Raw genomic sequence first — 20116 nt, 5'->3', positions numbered from 1 at the left:
GGACAGAAGTATTTCTTTCGGTCAGGAGGGGTGGAGATACGGAGGATGTGGCGAGGAGAAGGTGACCGGGCCGGGAACGGCCTGACGCCGGTCCGTGAAGGCCGGCGTCAGGTGCGGTGAAACGGGAGAGCGGAGCGAGCGCCGGTCAGGAGCTCTGCGGCTTCTTGGCGCTGTTCGTGTTCAGCTCGGGGCCCTCGGAGAGCAGCTGTGACCACGCCTTGCTGACGGTCAGCGGGTGGACGCTCTCATAACCGAGGTGGATCTGCGCCTGGTCCTGTTCCTTCTCGGCGTTGCCGGCCTTCTGGGCGCTGTCGTTGTTCTTGGGGATCGAGTAGCGCAGGCCGGTGTCGGTCACCAGGAAGAGCGAACCCGTCTTCGCGTTGCCGGACACCTGCTGGTAGAGCAGGCCGCTGCCGGGGGTGACGTACGCGGACGAGCCCGCGGCGATGTTGGCCGGGTAGTCCTTGCCGACCCAGGTCGACATCTTCGGTACGCCTCCCTCGTAGCCCAGCCGCTTGCCGGCGCCGTTGGCGTACTCGGTGCTGGTGCCGTGGTAGACGCTGCAGGAGACGTCGGCGCCGGAGCCCTGGTCGCCGAGGCCCGAGTTCTTCTTGGTGGCGGCCGCGTTGGCCATGGTGACCGCCTCGGAGGGCCACAGGTCGACGCCGGGGATGTCGGACAGGAACTGGACGACCTGGCCGTTCTCGTCGCGCTTGGGGTCGATGGCGGACGTGGAGACCGTGTGCGGCGCCAGCTTGGAGCCGTCCTTGTTGACGTCCGTGGCGTTCGGGCCCTCCAGCAGGAGCTTGGCGGTGAAGTTCGACACCTTCTGCAGGCTGTCCGGCAGGACGACGTATTTGTCGCCGGCGTTGGTCTGGAGGATGGTGCCGGTGACGGCGTCCTTGGCGGGCACGCCCTTGGCGGCCGAGGGCTTGCCGGCGCCGGGGATTCGCGGCATCGCGATGGGCATGGGGCTCTTGATGAGGGTGTTCATCCATTCGGATGAGACCTTCTGCGGCTGCGCGTCCCCGAAAATCACCTGGCGCAGCTTGGTGTCCGCCTGTTCCTTCACCGGCTGCGGCACGCCCGCCTGGCCGTGCAGGGCGTCGAAGGCGAAGGCCACGCCGTTCTGGTCCACCAAGTACTTGTTGCCGTCCGGGTCTTCCACGTACAGGGCCTGGTGCAGGTCCAGTTTGCCCTTGTCCTCCACCTTGGCCTTGTCCTTGCCGCCGAGGACGAAGACGGCCTGCTGGGCCTTGCTGTTCTGGCCGCTGCCGGGCCGGGAGCACACCGCCCACGTCTTGGGGGTGCCGGCTTCCTTGTCGGTGGGCAGGCGGTCGGGGGCGTACGGGATTCCGATGGCCGGGCCGTGCGGGATCTTTCCGTCCAGTTCCTCCTCCTTCACCTTTACGACCTGAAACTTCTTCGGGTCGAGGAGGAGTTTGGCGGACGCCAGGTTGAGGATGGGGTGGAGGAGTTTCTGGTTGTTTCCGTTTTCGTCCTTGTTGTTCAGGACGACATACCTGGTGGTGGATTTGTCGCCGACGATGACGTTCTGCGCCGGCGTATCCCACCCCTTGGGTGCGACGGGCTTCAAGATGCCGCAGGCGCCGAACCCGACGGTGACCACCACGCCGAGCAGGATGCTCGGGAGCACCGCTTTGAGCGGTCGCGGTGCGCTCTCGATCGAGCCGTTCGGCAGCGGCTTCAGAAATGCCGCAGTCGTCCGCTTTCGAGCGAACGAATACGCATTCAGCTCGTCCCGACGTGATGCCATTGTTGCTTTCTCTCCCCGCCTGTCGGATCCACCGTGGACCGCCCCCGGCACTCGGGCCGCAGCGCCCTCTACTATGCCGTGTGTCGATCGACCCGTACGGTACGGGTGCCACCTTCCGACGCACCAGTCTCGACGACGGTACCGAGGCGGGAAGACATACCGCTCAGAGGCACAATGCTCAGAGCCACACCACCAGTAGAGGAGCAGGCCGGGGGATGTCCAGCGCCACCAGGGCTCGACGCCGCAATGGGCGGCAACAGCAGCAACAGCCTTCCGCTCCAGCGCAATACGCAGGAAATGCGGGCCAAAACGGTATAGCTCCGGGCAATGGAGGAAATCGGGACCGGGAAGAGGCGGCGCGCCCGGCCGGTCCGGTGGTTCCCCGGTTGCGCGCACAGGCCGGGAGCATCGGTGGCGTACGCGTACAACAGCTCGCGATCATCGAAATCGCGGCGGCGCTGGTCCTGGTCGGCTGGACGATTCACCCCGTCGCCCTGACCGTGGCCGCGGTGGTGGCCGCCGTACTGATCGTCTTCGCGCTGGGCCGGCGCCGGCGGATCCCGCTGCCCGAGTGGATCATCACCGTGCGCGCCATGAAGCGCCGCGGCAAGACGGGCGCTTCGGCCGCGGCCGGTGTCGACCCGGCGTTCGCCCCGCTCGTGGAGTGCGACCCGGCGCTGCGCACGTACGAGTACACCGACGCCGAGCAGCGCGCGATCGGATATGTCGGTGACGGCACGTTCTTGACCGCCCTTGTCCAGGTGGAGGGCCGGGACGAGCCGCTGCGCCCGAGGAGCGGCAGCCGCCCGCTGCCGATGGACGTGCTGCACACCGCGCTGGACGTGGAGGACATCCACCTCGAATCGGTGCAGTTCGTCCAGTACACGCAGCCCGCGCCGGCCCCGCACCTGCCCGAGCAGGCCGTCGCCGCCCGCTCCTACGCGCCGCTCCAGGCACAGACCAAGACGCCCGCGCTCCAGCTCACCTGGATCGCGCTCAAGCTGGACCCCGAGCTGTGCGCGGAGGCCATCGAGGCGCGCGGCGGCGGGCTTGAGGGCGCGCAGCGGTCCCTGCTGCGCGCCGCCGACCAGCTCGTCAGCCGGCTCACCGCGCACGGCGTACGGGCCCGGGTGCTGGACGAGCGCGAGGTGGTGGCCGCGGTCGGCACCGCCGTCTGCGTCAGCCCGCGGGCGGCCAGCGGGGCCATGGGGCGCGACGGCCGCGCCGCGCGCCGCACCCAGGAGACGGTCCGCGCGATGCGCTGCGACGACCGGTGGCACACCACGTACTGGATCGGCCGCTGGCCCCAACTGGGTCCGGGCGGCACGCCTCTGGCAGGCATCGCCCAGCTGCTGACCAGCACCCCGGCGATGGCGAGCACCTTCGCGCTGACCGCCTCGCACGGCAGCGGCCGGGCGCCCGCCATCTCGGGCTACGTCCGCCTGTCGACCCGCAGCGAGAACGAACTGACCGCCGCGCAGGGCGAGTTGGAGCGCCGCTCCGGTTCCGTGAAGGTCGGGCTCGTACGGCTGGACCGTGAGCAGCTCCCCGGTCTCCTGGCCACGCTCCCCCTCGGAGGTACCCGCTGATGGCGACGCCCACCTACCAGCCCCGCGCCACCCCCAGCAGCGACGGCTGGCGCAACCCGCCCATCGGCGGCGCGCCCTCGGGCGGCGGGCGGCGGCTCTCGCACGAGCCGCGCCCCGACGAGCGGCAGGCGGCGCCCACCGGACCGCGTCCGCAGCCGGGCTTCGGTTTGCGCGGTCCGCGGCGCAGTCCGCACATACTGACCGCCGATTCGCTCGCGTCGCTGACGCTGCCGGTCGCCGAGGACGGCGTCGTCATCGGCATCGACCCGGAGAACCAGCCCGCGGTGCTGAGCCTGCTGCGGCCCAGCCCCCTCGAAGTGGTGCTGGTGGGCAGCATGTGGATGGCGCAGGTGCTGGCGCTGCGTACGGTCGCCACCGGCGCCCGGGTCGCGGTCGAGACCGCCCGTCCGCCGGCCTGGGCGCAGATGGCGCAGGCCGCGGGCGGCGGGCAGCAGTGCGTGTCGGTCCACGACGTGCGGCAGATCGCGCCGCAGGGGCCTTCGGTCTCCAGCCCGGTCCTGGTCGTACGGGACATGGGCGCGCGGCCGCCGCGCAATCAGCTCGCGCCGGGGCCCTGGCAGTCGGTGCTGACCGTGCTCCCCTTCCTGGGGCCGCGGTCGCCGCAGATGCTGGCCCGTGCCGACCTGGTGTGCCTGCAGCGGCTGTCGCCGGAGGAGGCCGAGGTGGTGACGCGCATCATGCGGCTCCCGGAGCAGATCGGCGGGGTGCTGCCGACGCTCAGCGACAACGCGATGCTGTGGTGCACGCGCGACAACCACCAGTTCGTGATGACGCAGCCCACCGAGGCGGAGACCAACCTTCTCGGCGGCCCGCGGCGCATGGACTGACGGTCGGCAGGCGGACGGCCGGCGCGGGCGGTCGCGGGTACCTCTTCAGGGTGTCCGCGGGGCGTGCGCCGGAGTTCGCCGTACGCGGGGTTTCGCACGGGGTCCACGGTGGGCCGGCGGCGGGCGTACGGGCGCATCCCAAGGGTGCGCCCGTCCGTGTGCCGCCGGGCCCCCAAGACGGGACGGCATCGACTGCCGTTCGGGGGCGACTGTTGATTAGGCTGTATCGGAGAGCCGCAGGAGCACACCGACGGCTGCCGTTACGGGGATGGAGACAGTTAGTGTTGGCGCAACCCGGGGTGGTGTGTTCCGACGTCCGCTACATCCGATTGATCCGCCTGTATCCGGTCTTGCCGTTCAGGTGCGTTTCAGTACACCAGGAGGCACAGTGAACGAGCAGGAGGCTTTCCGCCCGGACGGGAACGATCCTGACGACGACCAGTCCGAGTTCGATCTGACAGGTGAGTTCAAGATCGATTTCGCGGCTCCGGCCTGGTACGCGAGCAACGACACCAGTGGCGGCGGTACGACCGCCGCTGCGACGCCTCCTCCCGCCACGTCCTCCGCCCCGCCGCCCGATGGCGCGCCGCTGAGCGGTCCGCCGCAGGCCGGTCCGGCCCAGGGCGTCCAGCAGGCCGCACCGCAGGCTGCCTCGGCGCCGCCCGCCGCACCGCCCGCGTTCCCGACGCTGCGGCCCAACGACGGTGCCGACGCCGGTCCGGCACCCGCGCCCACCGCGCCGGCCCCGGTCGCGCCGGCCCCCGTGGCGCCCGAGCCGCCGGCTCCCGTGGCGCCGCCCGCGCCCGTCGCCGAAGCGGCGCCGGAAGCGCCCGCCGAGCCCGCGGATTCCGCGGAGCCCGGCGCTTCGCAGTCCGGGAACGTACGGACCGGGAGCGTCGACCCGACGGCGTCCCTGTGGGACGACGACCCGGAGCCCGAGCCAACTCCCGCGCCCGCCCCGGCGGAAGCCGAGACGGAGGCTGAGGCGGAGACTCCGCCCGCGATGCCGGTCGTCGAAGAGCCGCAGCCGCCCGTACAGCAGCAGGCGGCACCGGAAGCACAGCAGCCGGAGTTCCAACAGCCGGAGCCCCAGCAGCCGGAAACGCCTCAGGCCGAGGCTCCGCAGGAAGTCCAGCAGCAGGGCGTTCCCCCGCAGCACGTGCCGCAGCAGCAGATGCCCCAGCAGGCCGCGCCCCAGCAGGTGCCGCAGCAGGGCGTCCCGCAGCAGGGAGCGCCTTGGGGCGCCGCCACCGGCCAGCAGGCAGGTGCGCCTGCGAACTTGCCGCCGCTGCCGCCGGAGTACCAGCCCGCGGACCCGCAGGCGGTCCAGGCGCAGCAGTACGCGCAGCAGCAGGCGCAGTACGCCCAGCAGCAAGCCCAGCAACAGCCGCAGGCTCAGGCCCAGCAGCAGCCCCAGCAGCAGGCGTACCCGCAGGCGTACCCACAGGCCCAGCCGCAGCCGTACCAGCAGCAGGGTGCATACCAGCAACCGCAGCAGCAGTCGCAGGCTCCTCAGCAGGCCCAGCCGCAGGCCGGGTACGGCTATCCCCAGCCCGCCTACGGCTACCCGCCGCAGCAGCAGCCCCAGCAGAGCGCGCCGATGCCGCAGCAGCAGCCGCAGGCTCCCGCCGACCCCAACGCCGCGGCGGCGCAGGCCGCTTACGGCTACCCGCAGCAGAGCGGATACGGCTACCCGCAGGCCGCACCCGCCCAGCAGCAATACCCCGGCTACCCCCAGCAGCAGCCGCAGGCCCAGCCCCAGGCTCAGCCGCAGCAGCAGCAGCCGACCCAACAGCCCCAGCAGGTACAGCCGCAGGCGCCGCAGCAGCCGCAGGCCCCCACTCCGGTCCAGGCAGCCGACCCGAACGCGGCGGCCAACTACGCGCAGTACTCGCAGCCGGGCCAGCAGCAGCAACAGCAGCGGGCCGCTCCCGGCGCGCCCCTGGGCTACAGCGCCGCCGTCGAGCTGACCTCCGACCGGCTGCTGCGCAATCAGCCCAAGAAGAAGAAGCCGGGTGCCAACGCGCAGCCCTCGCGCTTCAAGCTGGGAGCGAAGAAGGAGGAGCAGGAGCGTCAGCGCAAGCTGGAGTTGATCCGTACGCCGGTGATGTCCTGTTACCGGATCGCGGTCATCAGCCTCAAGGGCGGCGTCGGCAAGACCACGACGACGACCGCGCTGGGCGCCACGCTCGCCTCCGAGCGGCAGGACAAGATCCTGGCGATCGACGCGAACCCGGACGCCGGCACGCTCGGCCGCCGGGTGCGCCGCGAGACCGGCGCGACCATCCGTGACCTGGTGCAGGCGATCCCGCAGCTGCACAGCTACATGGACATCCGCCGTTTCACCTCGCAGGCGCCGTCGGGTCTGGAGATCCTCGCCAACGACGTGGACCCGGCCGTCTCGACGACGTTCAACGACGACGACTACCGGCGGGCGATCGACGTCCTCGGCAAGCAGTACCCGATCATCCTCACCGACTCGGGAACCGGCCTGCTGTACAGCGCGATGCGCGGGGTGCTGGACCTCGCCGACCAGCTGATCATCATCTCCACGCCGTCGGTGGACGGTGCCTCCAGCGCCAGCACCACGCTGGACTGGCTGTCCGCACACGGCTACGCCGACCTCGTACAGCGCGGTATCACGGTGATCTCCGGGGTCCGCGAGACCGGCAAGATGATCAAGATCGACGACATCGTGTCGCACTTCGAGACCCGGTGCCGCGGTGTGGTCGTGGTCCCCTTCGACGAGCACCTGGCCGCCGGTGCCGAGGTCGACCTGGACATGATGCGTCCCAAGACCCGCGAGGCGTACTTCAACCTGTCCGTGCTGGTCGCCGAGGACTTCTCCCGGGCGCAGCAGGCGCAGGGCGCTTGGCACGATCCCGCTGCCCAGCAGCAGATGCAGCAGCCGGGCGACCCGAACGCCCAGCAGTACGCCCAGCAGCAGTACGGCCAGCAGGCGTACCCGCAGCAGGGCCAGGAGATGCCGGGCCAGCAGCCCGCCGGGTACCCGCCGCAGCAGGGCGGCTGGACACAGCAGCCGCAGCAGCAGGGCTGGCAGCAGCCCCCGGACGCGCCGCAGGCTCCCGGGCAGCCCGGTCTCCAGCCGGGCTGGACACAGCAGCCTCCGCCGCAGTAACTCCCGGCACACGACAGGGCCCGGCACTTTCCCCAGTGCCGGGCCCTGCCCCGTTGGTGCGGGCCCGCTCGGCGCGGGCCCTGTATGACGCCGCGTCAGCCCTCGGCGGAGGCGATCAGTTCGCGGGTTTCCTTCACGTCGACCGCCATCCGCTCCAGCAGCCCGTCCAGCGTGTCGAACTTCTCCATGCCGCGGAGGTAGGCGTAGAAGTCCACCGCGACGTGCAGGCCGTACAGTTCCAGGCCGACGCGGTCGATGGCGTGCGCCTCGACGGTCCTGGCCGTGCCGTCGAACTGCGGGTTGGTGCCGACCGAGATCGCCGCCGGCATCTTCTCGCCGTCCGCGTGCAGCCAGCCCGCGTACACGCCGTCGGCCGGGATGGCGGTGTGCGGCAGGGTCTCCACGTTCGCCGTCGGGAAGCCCAGTTCGCGGCCGCGCTGGGCGCCGCGTACGACGACTCCCTCCACCCGGTGCGGCCGTCCCAGTACCTCCATGGCGCCCGCGACGTCGCCCTCGGCGACCAGCCGCCGGGTCAGGGTGGAGGAGAACGGCTCGCCGCCGCCCGCCGCGCCGCGCTCGAACAGGTCGACGACCTCGACCTCGTAGTCGTAGGTGCCGCCCAGCTCGGCGAGCGTGTCGACGGTGCCCGCCGCCTTGTGCCCGAAGCGGAAGTTCGGCCCCTCGACGACCAGCCGCGCGTGCAGCTTGTCGACCAGCACCTTGACCACGAAGTCGGCCGGGGCCAGCTTCGAGAACTCCTTGGTGAACGGCAGGATCAGGACGGCGTCGACGCCCAGGCGCGCCATCAGCTCGGCGCGCCGCTCGTGCGGCGCCAGCAGCGGCGGGTGGGTGCCGGGCCGTACGACCTCGCTGGGGTGCGGGTCGAAGGTGACCACTACGGCCGGCACGCCCAGCTCCCGGGCGCGCGCCACCGTCTTCCCGATGATCAGCTGGTGCCCGCGGTGCACGCCGTCGTAGGAGCCGATGGTGACGACGCTGCGTCCCCAGCCCTCGGGGATGTCCTCCAAGCCACGCCAGCGCTGCACTGTGCCCGCTCCTCGCCCGAACTCTCGTCTGTCCACTGTGCCGGTGGCGATCCGGTCGGATCCGGTCTCCCTCGGCCTTACGCAGGTCTAAGACTGCCATGCCGTGCGTACCGCTTCGCGGGAAGGGTCGCCTCGCTTCTGTTAGGTGCGGCACCCGGAAGGGGCCGTTCGGCCGCCGCGGTCCGCATGCCGCGGCGTGGCGGGGTCCGTACGCACCTGGCGAGCGCCCCCTCCACGCCCTCGCCGCACTCCGGGCGCCCACCGTTGGAGTGAACGCGGTCGACGCCGGTGCCACGGCGTACGGCGACGGGCGGCGCCCCGTACGTGGCACCGCCCGTCGAACCGGTCGTCTTCCGCTACTGGGCGAAGACCGCCAGGCTCTTCGCCCGGCCGCCCTGGTTCTCCAGCAGCGCCAGGAACGTCCCGTCGGGCGCGAACGCCGCGGCGGGCCGCACCGGGCCTCCGCCCCCCTCGTCGAACCGCGGCATCGGGATCCGCACACCGTTGGTGAGCAGCCGTGCCTGGTCCAGGGTGACGTCCCAGCGCGGGAAGGCCGCGGCCGCCGCCTCGCCGATCGGCATGACCGGCAGGCCGCCGCCCGCCTCGTCGTCCACGGCCGTCTGCAGCTGCTCCAGCGTGCGGGCCCGGTCCAGCTTGTACGGGCCGACCCGGGTACGGCGCAGCGCGGTCAGGTGCCCGCCGACGCCGAGCGTCTCCCCCAGGTCGCGGGCGAGCGCCCGGATGTACGTACCGGAGGAGCACTCCACCGAGACCAGCAGGTCGGTGACGGGCGTGCCGTCCGCCGCCGCGGTCTCCTCGGCCGAGTACACGACGAACGAGGAGACGGTGACCGGACGGGCCGGAATCTCCACGTCCTCGCCGTTGCGCACCCGGGAGTACGACCGCTTGCCGTCGATCTTGATGGCACTGACCTTGGACGGCACCTGCATGATCGCGCCGGTCAGCGCCGCCACGCCCGCGTCGATCGCGGCCCGGTCCAGGCCGTGCGCGGCCTTGGACGCGGTGATCTCGCCCTCGGCGTCGTCGGTGACCGACGTCTGGCCCAGACGGATGGTGCCGACGTACTCCTTCTCGGTCAGCGCGAGGTGCCCGAGCAGCTTGGTGGCGCGCTCGATGCCCAGGACGAGCACGCCCGTCGCCATCGGGTCGAGCGTGCCGGCGTGCCCGACGCGGCGGGTGCGGGCCATGCCCCGCATCTTGGCCACCACGTCGTGCGAGGTGAAGCCGGCCGGCTTGTCGACGATGACCAGGCCGTCCGGCGCCCCCTGCTTGGCGCGGGTGCGCTCCACACGCCTCGCGCCGGTGTTCTCGCGCTTCATTACGCCGTGGTGTCCTCGTCCTCGTCGTCCGGCTTGCGGTACGGGTCGGCCTCGCCCGCGTACTTCGCGCCCGAGGACGCCTCGCGCACCTTGGCGTCCGAGGCCCGTGCCTTGTCCAGCAGGTCCTCGATCGTCTTGGCGTTCTCCGGCAGCGCGTCCGCGACGAACGTGAGGGTCGGCGTGAACTTCACGCCCGCCGCCCGGCCGACCTCGGAGCGCAGGATGCCCTTGGCGCTCTCCAGCCCGGCCGCCGCGCTGGCCCGGTCCTCGTCGTCACCGTAGACCGTGTAGAAGACCGTAGCCTCCCGCAGGTCGCCGGTGACCCGGGTGTCCGTGATGGTCACGTGGCTGCCGAGCCGCGGGTCCTTGATGCCGCGCTGCAGCTTCTGGGCGACCACCTCCCGGATGAGGTCCGCCAGCTTCTTCGCCCGCGCATTGTCGGCCACTGGTCCGTCTCCTTCTGTGTCTTTCAGCGTGGTGCTTGTGGCGCCGACGACCCGCTCAGTCGTCATGGTCACCGTGGATCCGCCGTCGTACCGACAGCAGCTCCACTTCGGGCCGTGCGGCGACCAGGCGCTCGCAGCGGTCCAGTACGTCTGTGAGGTGCCCCGTGTCCCCGGACACCACCGCGAGTCCGATGGTGGCTCTGCGGTGGAGATCCTGCTCGCCGACCTCCGCCACGCTGACCGCGTACTTGCGGTGCAGTTCGGCGACGATCGGGCGGACGACGGAGCGCTTCTCCTTCAGCGACCGTACGTCGCCGAGGAGGATGTCGAAGGACAGTGTCCCTACGTACATGCGGTGCGGGTAAGGCCACCCGTGGGGCACTAGATGCCAGATGTACGAACCATTCGAACCGTACAGGCAACGGCCGGGGCCGATCGACGGAATTTTCTTCCGCCGACCGGCCCCGGGGGTGAGAGCGTGATCAGCCGCGCGGCTTCTCCCGCATCTCGTACGTCGCGATGACGTCGTCGACCTTGATGTCGTTGAAGTTGCCGAGGTTGATACCGCCCTCGAAGCCTTCGCGGATCTCGGTGACGTCGTCCTTGAAGCGGCGCAGACCCTCGATGTTGAGGTTCTCCGCGACGACCTTGCCGTCGCGCACCAGGCGGGCCTTGGTGTTGCGCTTGACCTCGCCGGAGCGGATGAGAACACCCGCGATGTTGCCCAGCTTGGACGACTTGAAGACCTCGCGGATCTCCGCCGTACCGAGCTCGACCTCTTCGTACTCCGGCTTGAGCATGCCCTTGAGGGCCGCCTCGATCTCCTCGATCGCCTGGTAGATGACCGAGTAGTAGCGCACGTCCACGCCCTCGCGCTCGGCCATCTGCGTCGCGCGGCCTTCGGCGCGGACGTTGAAGCCGATCACGATCGCGTCGGAGCCGGACGCCAGGTTGATGTCGGACTCCGTGACCGCACCGACGCCGCGGTGCAGGACCCGGATGTCGACCTCTTCGCCGACGTCGAGCTGGAGCAGCGAGGACTCCAGGGCCTCGACCGAACCGGACGCGTCGCCCTTGATGATGAGGTTGAGCTGCTGGACCTCGCCGGCCTTGAGCACCTTGTCCAGGTCCTCCAGCGACACCCGGCGGGTGCGCTTGGCGAACGCGGCGTTGCGCTCACGGGCGGCGCGCTTCTCGGCGATCTGGCGGGCCGTGCGGTCCTCGTCGACGACCAGGAAGTTGTCGCCGGCACCCGGGACGTTGGTCAGACCCAGCACCAGGACGGGGGTCGAGGGACCCGCTTCCTGCACGTTCTGGCCCTTGTCGTCGAGCATCGCCCGGACGCGGCCGTACGCGTCGCCGGCCACCATCGTGTCACCGACGCGCAGCGTGCCGCGCTGGACCAGGACGGTCGCCACGGCGCCGCGGCCGCGGTCGAGGTGGGCCTCGATCGCGATGCCCTGCGCGTCCTGCTCGGCGTTGGCCCGCAGGTCGAGCGAGGCGTCCGCGGTCAGGACCACGGCCTCCAGCAGCTCCTCGATGTTCAGGCCCTGGCGCGCGGAGATGTCGACGAACATCGTGTCGCCGCCGTACTCCTCGGCCACCAGGCCGTACTCGGTGAGCTGGCCGCGCACCTTGGTCGGGTCCGCGCCCTCGACGTCGATCTTGTTGACCGCGACCACGATCGGCACGTCGGCCGCCTTGGCGTGGTTCAGGGCCTCGATCGTCTGCGGCATGACACCGTCGTTGGCCGCCACCACGAGGATCGCGATGTCGGTCGACTTGGCACCGCGGGCACGCATGGCGGTGAACGCCTCGTGACCCGGGGTGTCGATGAAGGTGATGCGCCGCTCTTCGTCGTTGACCTCGGTCGCGACCTGGTAGGCACCGATGTGCTGGGTGATGCCGCCGGCCTCGCCCGCGATGACGTTCGTCTTGCGGATCGCGTCGAGCAGTCGCGTCTTACCGTGGTCGACGTGACCCATGACGGTCACCACCGGCGGACGCGCGACGAGCATCTCCTCGCCGCCCTCGTTCTCGCCGAAGTCGATGTCGAACGACTCCAGGAGCTCGCGGTCCTCCTCCTCCGGGGAGACGATCTCGACGACGTAGTTCATCTCCTCGCCGAGGAGCGTGAGCGTCTCGTCGGAGACGGACTGCGTCGCGGTGACCATCTCACCCAGGTTCAGCATGACCTGGACGAGCGACGCCGGGTTGGCGTTGATCTTCTCGGCGAAGTCCGTCAGCGAGGCACCGCGCGACAGGCGGACCGTCGCACCGTTGCCGCGGGGCAGCATGACGCCGCCCACCGACGGGGCCTGCATGGCCTCGTACTCCTGGCGCCTCTGACGCTTGGACTTGCGGCCGCGGCGCGCGGGACCGCCGGGACGGCCGAAGGCGCCCTGCGTGCCACCACGGCCACCGGGACCACCCGGACGGCCGCCGAAGCCGGGACGACCGCCGAAGCCGCCGCCACCACCGGGACCGCCGCCACCGGGACGACCGGCGAAACCGCCGCCGCCACCCGGACGACCGCCACCGCCGCCACCCGGACGACCGGCGAAGCCGCCGCCACCGGGACGACCGCCGCCACCGGGACGACCTGCGCCACCGGGACCGCGACCGCCGCCGCCACCGGGACCCGGACGCGGGCCGGCGGCCGGGCTCTTCGGCATCATGCCGGGGTTGGGGCGGTTACCGCCGCCGGGACGCGGGCCGCCCTGGCCTGCGCCCTGCGGGCGGGGCATGCCGCCCGGGGTCGGACGGGCGCCGCCGGGAGCCTGCGGACGGGGACCGCCCTGGCCGCCCTGACCGCCCTGCGGGCGCGGGCCGCCGGGGGCACCCTGGCCGCCGGGGCGCGGCGCGCCGCCGGGACGGGGGGCCTGCGGACGGGCCATGCCGGTGGAGCCACCGGACGTGAAGGGGTTGTTGCCCGGACGCGGTCCGGACGGACGGTTGCCGCCGGGACGCGGGGCGCCGCCCTGGCGGTCGCCGCCGGGACGGGGCGCGTTGCCACGGCCCTGACCACCCTGACCACCGCCCTGGCCGCCCTGCTGCGGGCGGGCCGGACGCGGGCCGGGGGTGGCGCCGGGGCGCGGCGCGGCGGGAGCCGACGGGGGTGCCTGGAACTCGGGCTGCGCGGGCGCGGCCGGAGCGGGCTTGGGGGCCTTGGGGCCCGGCGTGGGACGCGGACCCGGGGCCGGGGCCGACTTCGGGGCCTCGGCGGGAGCCGCCGGGGCCTGGGCCGCCTCGGGGGCGGCCGGTGCCTCGGGGGCGGCCGGCGCCTCGGGGGCGGCCGGCGCCTCGGGGGCGGCCGGCGCCGGAGCCGCGGGGCCCGGCTTGGGGGCGCCCGGCTTGGGGGCACCCGGACGTGCGGTCTGCGCCGGGGACGGCGCGGACGGCTTTGCGGGCGCGCTCTTGCGCGGCGCCGCGGGCTTGCCGGCGGCACGGCCGTTGCCGTTGCCAGCCTGGAAAGCGTCGGTCAGCTTTCGAACAACCGGCGCCTCGATGGTCGAGGACGCCGAACGGACGAATTCACCAAGTTCTTGGAGCTTGGCCATGACGACCTTGCTCTCAACGCCGAACTCCTTGGCGAGTTCGTATACCCGGACCTTAGCCACTTCGCTCCTTCTAGGTCCGGGTGTCCACCGGACCGTCGCTACTTCATGGGCGTACTCATCGCGTACTCATCGAGTGCTCATCGCAATCTCGACCTACTTCCGACTCGCGAGGTACCTGACCGCACGGTTTTCCGTGCGCTGTGCTTTCTTACGGTGTTGCCTGATCAACCGGTGTAGCTTGATCAACATGCGCCCCTTCGACGAACCGGCGCAAGGCCGTCACGTCGAACGGTCCCCGGCCCCGGAAGGCCCGGGGGAAGGCCCGGCGGCGGACCGCCAGGTCGAGACAGACCCGTGTCGGGTGCACGTAAGCACCCCGGCCGGGCAGCGTACCGCGCGGATCGGGGACACACTCGCCCTCGATCGCCACGATGCGCAGCAAATCGCCCTTGGCCGCTCGCTCCCGGCACCCCACACAGGTGCGCTCAGGGCATGCGCGGGCATGCGTCCGGCCAGACACTGCTTAAGTCTACCTCCCCGCGCCGACCTCACCCCTACGGGGTAATGCCCGAACGGTCGCTCAAAATTCCGGTGGGCCGCCACCGATTTTTCGGCTGCGGCCGCACCCCTGCGTGCTCCCGGCCGCCGCCGGACGCGGGCTCCTGCCCGTGCCCGGCGGCGCGGATCACTCCTGTTCCGCGCCCTCGGTGTCGGGGCGGATGTCGATGCGCCAGCCGGTGAGCCGGGCGGCGAGCCGGGCGTTCTGCCCTTCCTTGCCGATGGCCAGCGAGAGCTGGTAGTCGGGCACGGTGACCCGCGCGGAGCGCGCCGCCAGGTCGACCACCTCGACCTTGCTGACCCGGGCCGGCGAGAGCGCGTGCGCCACCAGCTCGGCCGGGTCGTCCGACCAGTCCACGATGTCGATCTTCTCGCCGTGCAGCTCGGCCATGACCGCGCGCACCCGGCCGCCCATCGGGCCGATGCAGGCGCCCTTGGCGTTCAGCCCCGAGCGGGTGGACCGTACGGCGATCTTGGTGCGGTGACCGGCCTCACGGGCGATGGCGGAGATCTCCACCGAGCCGTCCGCGATCTCCGGGACCTCCATGGCGAAGAGCTTCTTCACCAGGTTGGGGTGGGTGCGCGAGAGCGTCACGGACGGGCCGCGCACGCCCTTGACCACCCGGACCACGTACGAGCGCAGGCGGGTGCCGTGCGCGTACTCCTCGCCGGGGACCTGCTCCTGCGACGGCAGGATGGCCTCCAGCTTGCCGATGTCGACCAGCACGTTCTTCGGGTCCCGGCCCTGCTGGACGACGCCCATGACGACGTCGCCCTCACGCCCGGCGTACTCGCCGAAGGTGATCTCCTCCTCGGCGTCCCGCAGCCGCTGCAGGATGACCTGCTTGGCGGTGGTCGCCGCGATCCGGCCGAAACCCGACGGGGTGTCGTCGAACTCGCGGGGCTCGGCGCCCTCTTCGAGGTCGGCCGGGTCCTCCTTCGCCCACACCGTCACGTGCCCGGTGTTGCGGTCCAGCTCCACTCGCGCGTGGCGGCGGCTTCCCTCGGTGCGGTGGTACGCGATGAGGAGGGCCGACTCGATGGCCGCGACCAGCAGGTCGAACGAGATCTCCTTCTCTCGTACCAAACCCCGCAGGGCACTCATGTCGATGTCCACGGCTACGCCTCCTCCTGGCTCTCGTCGTTCTGCTCGGCGCGGTCGTCGCGCCCCTTGTCCTGCTTGCGGTTGAACTCGATCTCCACGCGCGCCTTGGCGATCTCGGCGAAGGCGACCCGGCGGGCGGTGGACTTGCGGCCCTTGACGCCCGGCACTTCCAGGTCCAGTCCCTCGTCGTCCACGGCGGTGATACGTGCCACCAGCTCGCCGCCCTCGTGGAGTTGGGCCTTGACGAGGCGGCCGACGGCGCGGCGGTAGTGCCGCGGCTCGGTCAGCGGGCGGTCGGCTCCGGGGGAGGTGACCTCCAGCGTGTACGGCGCGCCGCCCATAACGTCGGAGTCGTCGAGCGCCTGCGACGCCTCGCGGCTCAGCTCGGCACACTCGTCCAGCTGTACGCCGTCGTCGGAGTCGACCACGATCCTCAGCACACGCCGCTTTCCGGCCGGTGTCACCTCGATCTCTTCCAGATCCAGGTCTCGCGCGGCGACGAGCGGTTCAAGCAGTCCGCGCAGCCTCTCGCTCTGGGTGGTGCTCATCCGGGTGACTCCTCGGCCGCGTGTGCTGTTGTGGGAAGGTCGCGTGTCGGGTCAAAGCCTAGCTGTTCCGGCGGGGTACTGACGATTCGGTGGCGGGTCACGGATACGCTCGCCTGCGGTGATCACTACGGCCGCCCCCACCGAAGACCACGGGAAGTCACACGTGCACAACGTCGCGCTCACGCGCAGGAGGACCTTGCTGGCCGGCTCCGTGCTCGGCGGGGCCGCGCTGCTGCTCACCGGCTGCTCGGAGGATTCCGGGCCCGGCGGGGGCAGGAAGGACGCGGACGCGGCGGCGGAAGCGCGGCTGCGCGCGCAGGCCGCGCGGGACAGTGCCGCGCTGCTCGCCCGGTACGACGCGACGCTCGCCGCGCACCCCGGGCTCGGCGAGCGGCTGCGGCCGCTGCGCGCCGAAGTGGCCCGGCACGCGGCGGCGTTCGGCCCCGCGCCGTCCGCGCCCGCCCCGTCCGCTTCCGTGTCCCCGTCCGCGCAGCCCCGTGCGGGCGCTCCGGCCGCGCCGTCCGCGCGCACCTCCCCCGCCGTCCCGCCGGACGAGAAGCAGGCGCGTACGGATCTCGCGGCGGCGGAGCGGCGCACCGCCGACGCCCGCGCGGCCGCTCTCGTGGCGGCCCCGCCGGAGCTGGCCAGGCTGCTGGCGTCGGTCGCGGCGGCGGGCGCGGCCCACGCGTACCTGCTCGCGGAGGACGGCGCGTGAGACGGGCCGCGGCGGCGGCCGCGACCGGCACGTGCGACAGGCCGGGCGCGGGCCCGGAGACGGAAGGGGCACAGCGATGCTGACATCCAGGGCGGCGCGGGCGAGCGCCGCGGACGGCGACGCGCACGCCGCCGAGCTGCGGGCGCTCCAGTCCGCGCTGGCGGCCGAGCACGCCGCCGTCTACGGCTACGGCGTGGTCGGTGGCCGGATCGGCACCGACCGGCGCAAGGAGGCACGGGAGGCGTACGACGCGCACCGCGCGCGCCGGGACGAGCTGGGGCGCGGCATACGCGACCTGGGCGGCACGCCGCGGGCCGCCGCGGCCGCGTACGAGCTGCCGTTCCCGGTGCCGGACGCCGCCGCCGCGGGCCGGCTGGCCGCGGAGCTGGAGAACCGGGTGGCGGGCGTCTACGCCGATCTCGTACGGGCCGGCGGCGGCGCGCGGCGCAAGGACGCGGCGGCGGCCCTGCGGGAGGCAGCGGTGCGGGCGGTGCGCTGGCGCGGCAGCGGCGTAGCCTTCCCTGGGCTCGCGGAACGGGCCGGGGCCGCCGGTGCCCCGTCCGGTACGGCGTCCGGCGCCGCCGACGACGGGCGCTGAGAGCCCGCGGCAGCCCGCTCCAGGGTCCACCGAACCGTCCACCGAAAGGGACAGCACAGGCATGGCTACGGCACCCATCGAACCGCCGCAACGGCTGGTGAGCGCGCTCGGCGGCGACCCGGGCGGCCCGGCCGGTGCCTGGCTGGACGCGCTGCCCCGGCTGGTCGGTGAGCGGCTGGACGCGTGGGAGCTGACGCTGGAGCGGGTGCTCGTCCCGGGCGGGCGCGGCAGCCTGCTCGCGTACGTACGGCAGGCCGACGGCACACCGGCGGCGCTGAAGTTCCCGGCTCCCGGCCGGGCGCCGGCGCGTGAGGGTGCGGCGCTGGCGCAGTGGGACGGCTGGGGCGCGACGCGGCTGCTGCGCGCCGACGCGGACAGCGGTGCGCTCCTCCTGGAGCGGTTGCGGGGCACGGTGTCGCTGCGCTCGCTGCCGGAGGCGAAGGCCGTGCTGGAGGCGGCGGGCACCGTACGGCGGCTGTGGGTGCGGCCGGCCGAAGGGCACCCCTTCGAGACGCTGGCGGGCCGCACGGAGGAGGCTGTCGCGTCGCTGCGCGCCCTGGGGGCGACGACGCGCGCCGAAGGGCCGCTGCTGGACGAGGCCCTCGAACTGCGCCGCGCGCTGCCGGCCGACGCGCCGGAGGAAGTGCTGCTGCACGGCGCGTTCCGGCAGGGCAAGGTGCTGGCCGGCGAGCGGGCGCCCTGGCTCGCGGTCGGCCCCTCCCCGGTGGTCGGCGAACGGGCGTACGACCTGGCCGGGCTGGTGCTGGACCGCTCCGAGGACCTGGCGGCCGGCTCGGGGGCGGCCTCGGCGGCCCGCCGCCGGGTCGCCAAGCTGGCCGACTCCCTGGACGCGGACCGCGACCGGCTGCGCAGTTGGACGCTGTACCGCGCGGTGGACGCAGGCGTGCGCGAACTGACGACGCCGGGCGGCGACGCGCAGCGCGGGGAAGTGCTGCTGGAGTTCGCCACGTGGCTGTGAGCGCCTGGCCGTGAGCCCCCAGCGGTAAGACCGGCGCGGCGGTGAGACCGGCGCGCCCGTGGCCCGTACACGGCCGGTGGCCGGGCGGTCCCGGAATCCCGGTACCCGCCCGGCCACCGGCGGTGCTGTCCGCGTTACGCGCTCAGCCGGGCCACGGCCTCCTCGACCGTCAGCTCCTCGCGCTCGCCCGTACGGCGGTCCTTCAGCTCGACGACGCCCTCGGCGGCGCGGCGGCCCGCGACCAGGATCTTCGGGACGCCCAGCAGCTCGGCGTCGGTGAACTTCACGCCCGGCGAGACGCCCGCCCGGTCGTCCACCAGGACGCGCAGGCCCGCGGCGCCCAGCTGGTCGCCGACCTCCAAGGCCAGTTCGGTCTGCTTGGCCTTGCCCGCGGCGACCACGTGCACGTCGGCCGGGGCGACCTCGGTGGGCCAGCACAGGCCGGACTCGTCGAAGGTCTGCTCGGCGAGGGCCGCGACGGCGCGGGAGACGCCGATGCCGTACGAGCCCATCGTGACGCGCACGGGCTTGCCGTTCTGGCCGAGCACGTCCAGCTCGAAGGCGTCCGCGTACTTGCGGCCCAGCTGGAAGATGTGGCCGATTTCGATCGCCCGGTCGATGCGCAGGCCCGCGCCGCACTTGGGGCAGGGGTCGCCCGGCTCGACCACGACGACGTCCAGGTACTCGTCGACCTCGAAGTCACGGCCCGCGACGACGTTGCGCGCGTGCTTGCCGTCCTTGTTGGCGCCGGTGATCCAGGCGGTGCCGGGGGCGACCCGCGGGTCGGCGAGGTACTTGAAGGACTTGCCGGCCAGGCCCTGCGGGCCGACGTAGCCGCGCACGAGGTCGTCGCGGCCGGTGAAGTCCTCGGCGGTGACCAGCTCGACCGTGGCCGGGGCCAGGTGCTCGCCCAGCTTGCCGAGGTCCACCTCGCGGTCGCCGGGCACGCCCACCGCGACGATCTCGCCGTCGACCTTGACCAGCAGGTTCTTCAGCGTGGCGGAGGCCGGTACGCCCAGGTGCCCGGCCAGCGTCTCGATGGTCGGGGTGTCCGGGGTGTCCAGCTCCTCGACGGGGCCGTGCGCGGAGCCGTCCACCGCCGGGACGGTGACCGTGACGGCCTCGGTGTTGGCCGCGTAGTCGCAGGCCGGGCAGTCCACGAAGGTGTCCTCGCCGGCCGCGGCAGGAGCCAGGAACTCTTCCGAGGCCGAGCCGCCCATGGCGCCGGAGACGGCGGAGACGATGCGGTAGTCCAGGCCCAGGCGCTGGAAGATCCGCTGGTACGCCTCGCGGTGCAGGCGGTACGACTCGGCCAGGCCCTCGTCGGTGGTGTCGAAGCTGTACGAGTCCTTCATCTGGAACTCGCGGCCGCGCAGCACGCCGGAGCGCGGGCGGGCCTCGTCGCGGTACTTGGTCTGGATCTGGTAGAGCATCACCGGCAGGTCCTTGTAGGACGTGCACTGGTCCTTGACCATGAGGGTGAAGATCTCTTCGTGCGTGGGTCCGAGGAGGTAGTCCGCGCCCTTGCGGTCCTTGAGCCGGAACAGCTGGTCCCCGTACTCCTCCCAGCGGCCGGTGGCCTCGTAGGGCTCCTTGGGCAGCAGGGCCGGCAGCAGCACCTCCTGCGCGCCGATCGCGTCCATCTCCTCGCGGATGATGCGCGACACGTTCTCCAGCACCTTCTTGCCCAGCGGCAGCCAGGTCCAGATGCCGGCGGAGGTGCGGCGGACGTAGCCGGCGCGCACGAGCAGCTTGTGGCTGGCGGTCTCGGCGTCGGCCGGGTCGTCGCGCAGCGTCTTGATCATCAATCGGGACATGCGCTGGACCTGGGCCATGGTGATTCTCCTGCGTAAGAAAGGTGACTGCCG

At 72.4% G+C, this 20116-nt stretch carries 16 protein-coding genes; 6 read left to right on the top strand and 10 right to left on the bottom strand.

The window, feature by feature from the left end:
- Window positions 1-145: 145 nt before the first annotated feature.
- Window positions 146-1777: a type VII secretion protein EccB gene (gene eccB, locus ACH4K4_RS22790; RefSeq protein ID WP_398169567.1), complete on the bottom strand. Its 1632-nt coding sequence runs from the start codon at window positions 1775-1777 to the stop codon at window positions 146-148.
- 386 nt (window positions 1778-2163) lie between these two features.
- Between eccB and eccE the strand changes: the two genes are divergently transcribed.
- The 3 genes from eccE to ACH4K4_RS22775 all read left to right on the top strand — a co-directional run bounded on the left by eccE (window position 2164) and on the right by ACH4K4_RS22775 (window position 7353).
- Window positions 2164-3366: a type VII secretion protein EccE gene (gene eccE, locus ACH4K4_RS22785; RefSeq protein ID WP_398169566.1), complete on the top strand. Its 1203-nt coding sequence runs from the start codon at window positions 2164-2166 to the stop codon at window positions 3364-3366.
- Entirely contained in the window at window positions 3366-4214 is an 849-nt protein-coding gene (locus tag ACH4K4_RS22780; protein ID WP_398169564.1) for a hypothetical protein, read from the top strand. The genes eccE and ACH4K4_RS22780 overlap by 1 nt, the downstream gene beginning before the upstream one ends.
- 388 nt (window positions 4215-4602) lie before the next feature.
- Entirely contained in the window at window positions 4603-7353 is a 2751-nt protein-coding gene (locus ACH4K4_RS22775; RefSeq protein ID WP_398169563.1) for an SCO5717 family growth-regulating ATPase, read from the top strand.
- A gap of 95 nt (window positions 7354-7448) precedes the next feature.
- Here ACH4K4_RS22775 and ACH4K4_RS22770 read toward each other — a convergent pair whose 3' ends face one another.
- From ACH4K4_RS22770 to rimP, 8 genes are all read right to left on the bottom strand, one after another.
- Window positions 7449-8399 carry a bifunctional riboflavin kinase/FAD synthetase gene (locus tag ACH4K4_RS22770; RefSeq protein WP_398169561.1) on the bottom strand — a complete coding sequence of 317 codons (951 nt, stop codon included), beginning with the start codon at window positions 8397-8399 and terminating at the stop codon, window positions 7449-7451.
- A 356-nt stretch (window positions 8400-8755) separates the two neighbouring features.
- Window positions 8756-9739, bottom strand: a complete 984-nt coding sequence (gene truB, locus ACH4K4_RS22765; protein ID WP_398169559.1) for a tRNA pseudouridine(55) synthase TruB — start codon at window positions 9737-9739, stop codon at window positions 8756-8758.
- The gene (rbfA, locus tag ACH4K4_RS22760) at window positions 9739-10185 is read right to left on the bottom strand and encodes a 30S ribosome-binding factor RbfA (RefSeq protein WP_398169557.1); all 447 of its coding nucleotides are present in this window, start codon (window positions 10183-10185) and stop codon (window positions 9739-9741) included. The genes truB and rbfA overlap by 1 nt, the downstream gene beginning before the upstream one ends.
- 55 nt (window positions 10186-10240) lie before the next feature.
- Window positions 10241-10537, bottom strand: a complete 297-nt coding sequence (locus ACH4K4_RS22755) for a DUF503 domain-containing protein (RefSeq protein WP_398169555.1) — start codon at window positions 10535-10537, stop codon at window positions 10241-10243.
- 130 nt (window positions 10538-10667) lie between these two features.
- A complete protein-coding gene (gene infB, locus ACH4K4_RS22750) occupies window positions 10668-13805 on the bottom strand; it encodes a translation initiation factor IF-2 (RefSeq protein ID WP_398169554.1) in 3138 nt (1045 codons plus the stop codon).
- Between the two features lie 148 nt (window positions 13806-13953).
- The gene (locus ACH4K4_RS22745; RefSeq protein WP_398169552.1) at window positions 13954-14265 is read right to left on the bottom strand and encodes a YlxR family protein; all 312 of its coding nucleotides are present in this window, start codon (window positions 14263-14265) and stop codon (window positions 13954-13956) included.
- 165 nt (window positions 14266-14430) lie between these two features.
- Complete coding sequence (gene nusA / locus ACH4K4_RS22740; protein WP_398169550.1) at window positions 14431-15420, bottom strand: transcription termination factor NusA; 990 nt, start codon at window positions 15418-15420, stop codon at window positions 14431-14433.
- 2 nt (window positions 15421-15422) lie between these two features.
- The gene (gene rimP / locus ACH4K4_RS22735; RefSeq protein WP_398169548.1) at window positions 15423-15956 is read right to left on the bottom strand and encodes a ribosome maturation factor RimP; all 534 of its coding nucleotides are present in this window, start codon (window positions 15954-15956) and stop codon (window positions 15423-15425) included.
- Window positions 15957-16119: 163 nt separating this feature from the next.
- On the opposite strand from rimP, the gene ACH4K4_RS22730 reads away from it, so the two are divergent.
- The 3 genes from ACH4K4_RS22730 (at window position 16120) to ACH4K4_RS22720 (ending at window position 18248) form a co-directional block, all read left to right on the top strand.
- Entirely contained in the window at window positions 16120-16671 is a 552-nt protein-coding gene (locus tag ACH4K4_RS22730; RefSeq protein WP_398169625.1) for a hypothetical protein, read from the top strand.
- A gap of 76 nt (window positions 16672-16747) precedes the next feature.
- A complete protein-coding gene (locus ACH4K4_RS22725) occupies window positions 16748-17269 on the top strand; it encodes a ferritin-like domain-containing protein (RefSeq protein ID WP_398169547.1) in 522 nt (173 codons plus the stop codon).
- A gap of 61 nt (window positions 17270-17330) precedes the next feature.
- Window positions 17331-18248, top strand: a complete 918-nt coding sequence (locus tag ACH4K4_RS22720; protein WP_398169546.1) for an aminoglycoside phosphotransferase family protein — start codon at window positions 17331-17333, stop codon at window positions 18246-18248.
- A gap of 134 nt (window positions 18249-18382) precedes the next feature.
- On the opposite strand, the gene ACH4K4_RS22715 is transcribed toward ACH4K4_RS22720, so the two are convergent.
- On the bottom strand, window positions 18383-20083 hold the full coding sequence (locus ACH4K4_RS22715) for a proline--tRNA ligase (protein WP_398169545.1): 1701 nt from the start codon (window positions 20081-20083) through the stop codon (window positions 18383-18385).
- Window positions 20084-20116 lie beyond the last annotated feature (33 nt).

It is taken from the genome of Streptomyces sp. NPDC017529 (assembly GCF_044329785.1).
GTDB lineage: Bacteria > Actinomycetota > Actinomycetes > Streptomycetales > Streptomycetaceae > Streptomyces.
The sequence above is the reverse complement of the archived record's forward strand: the minus strand, read 5'-3'. Positions and strand labels throughout refer to the sequence as shown.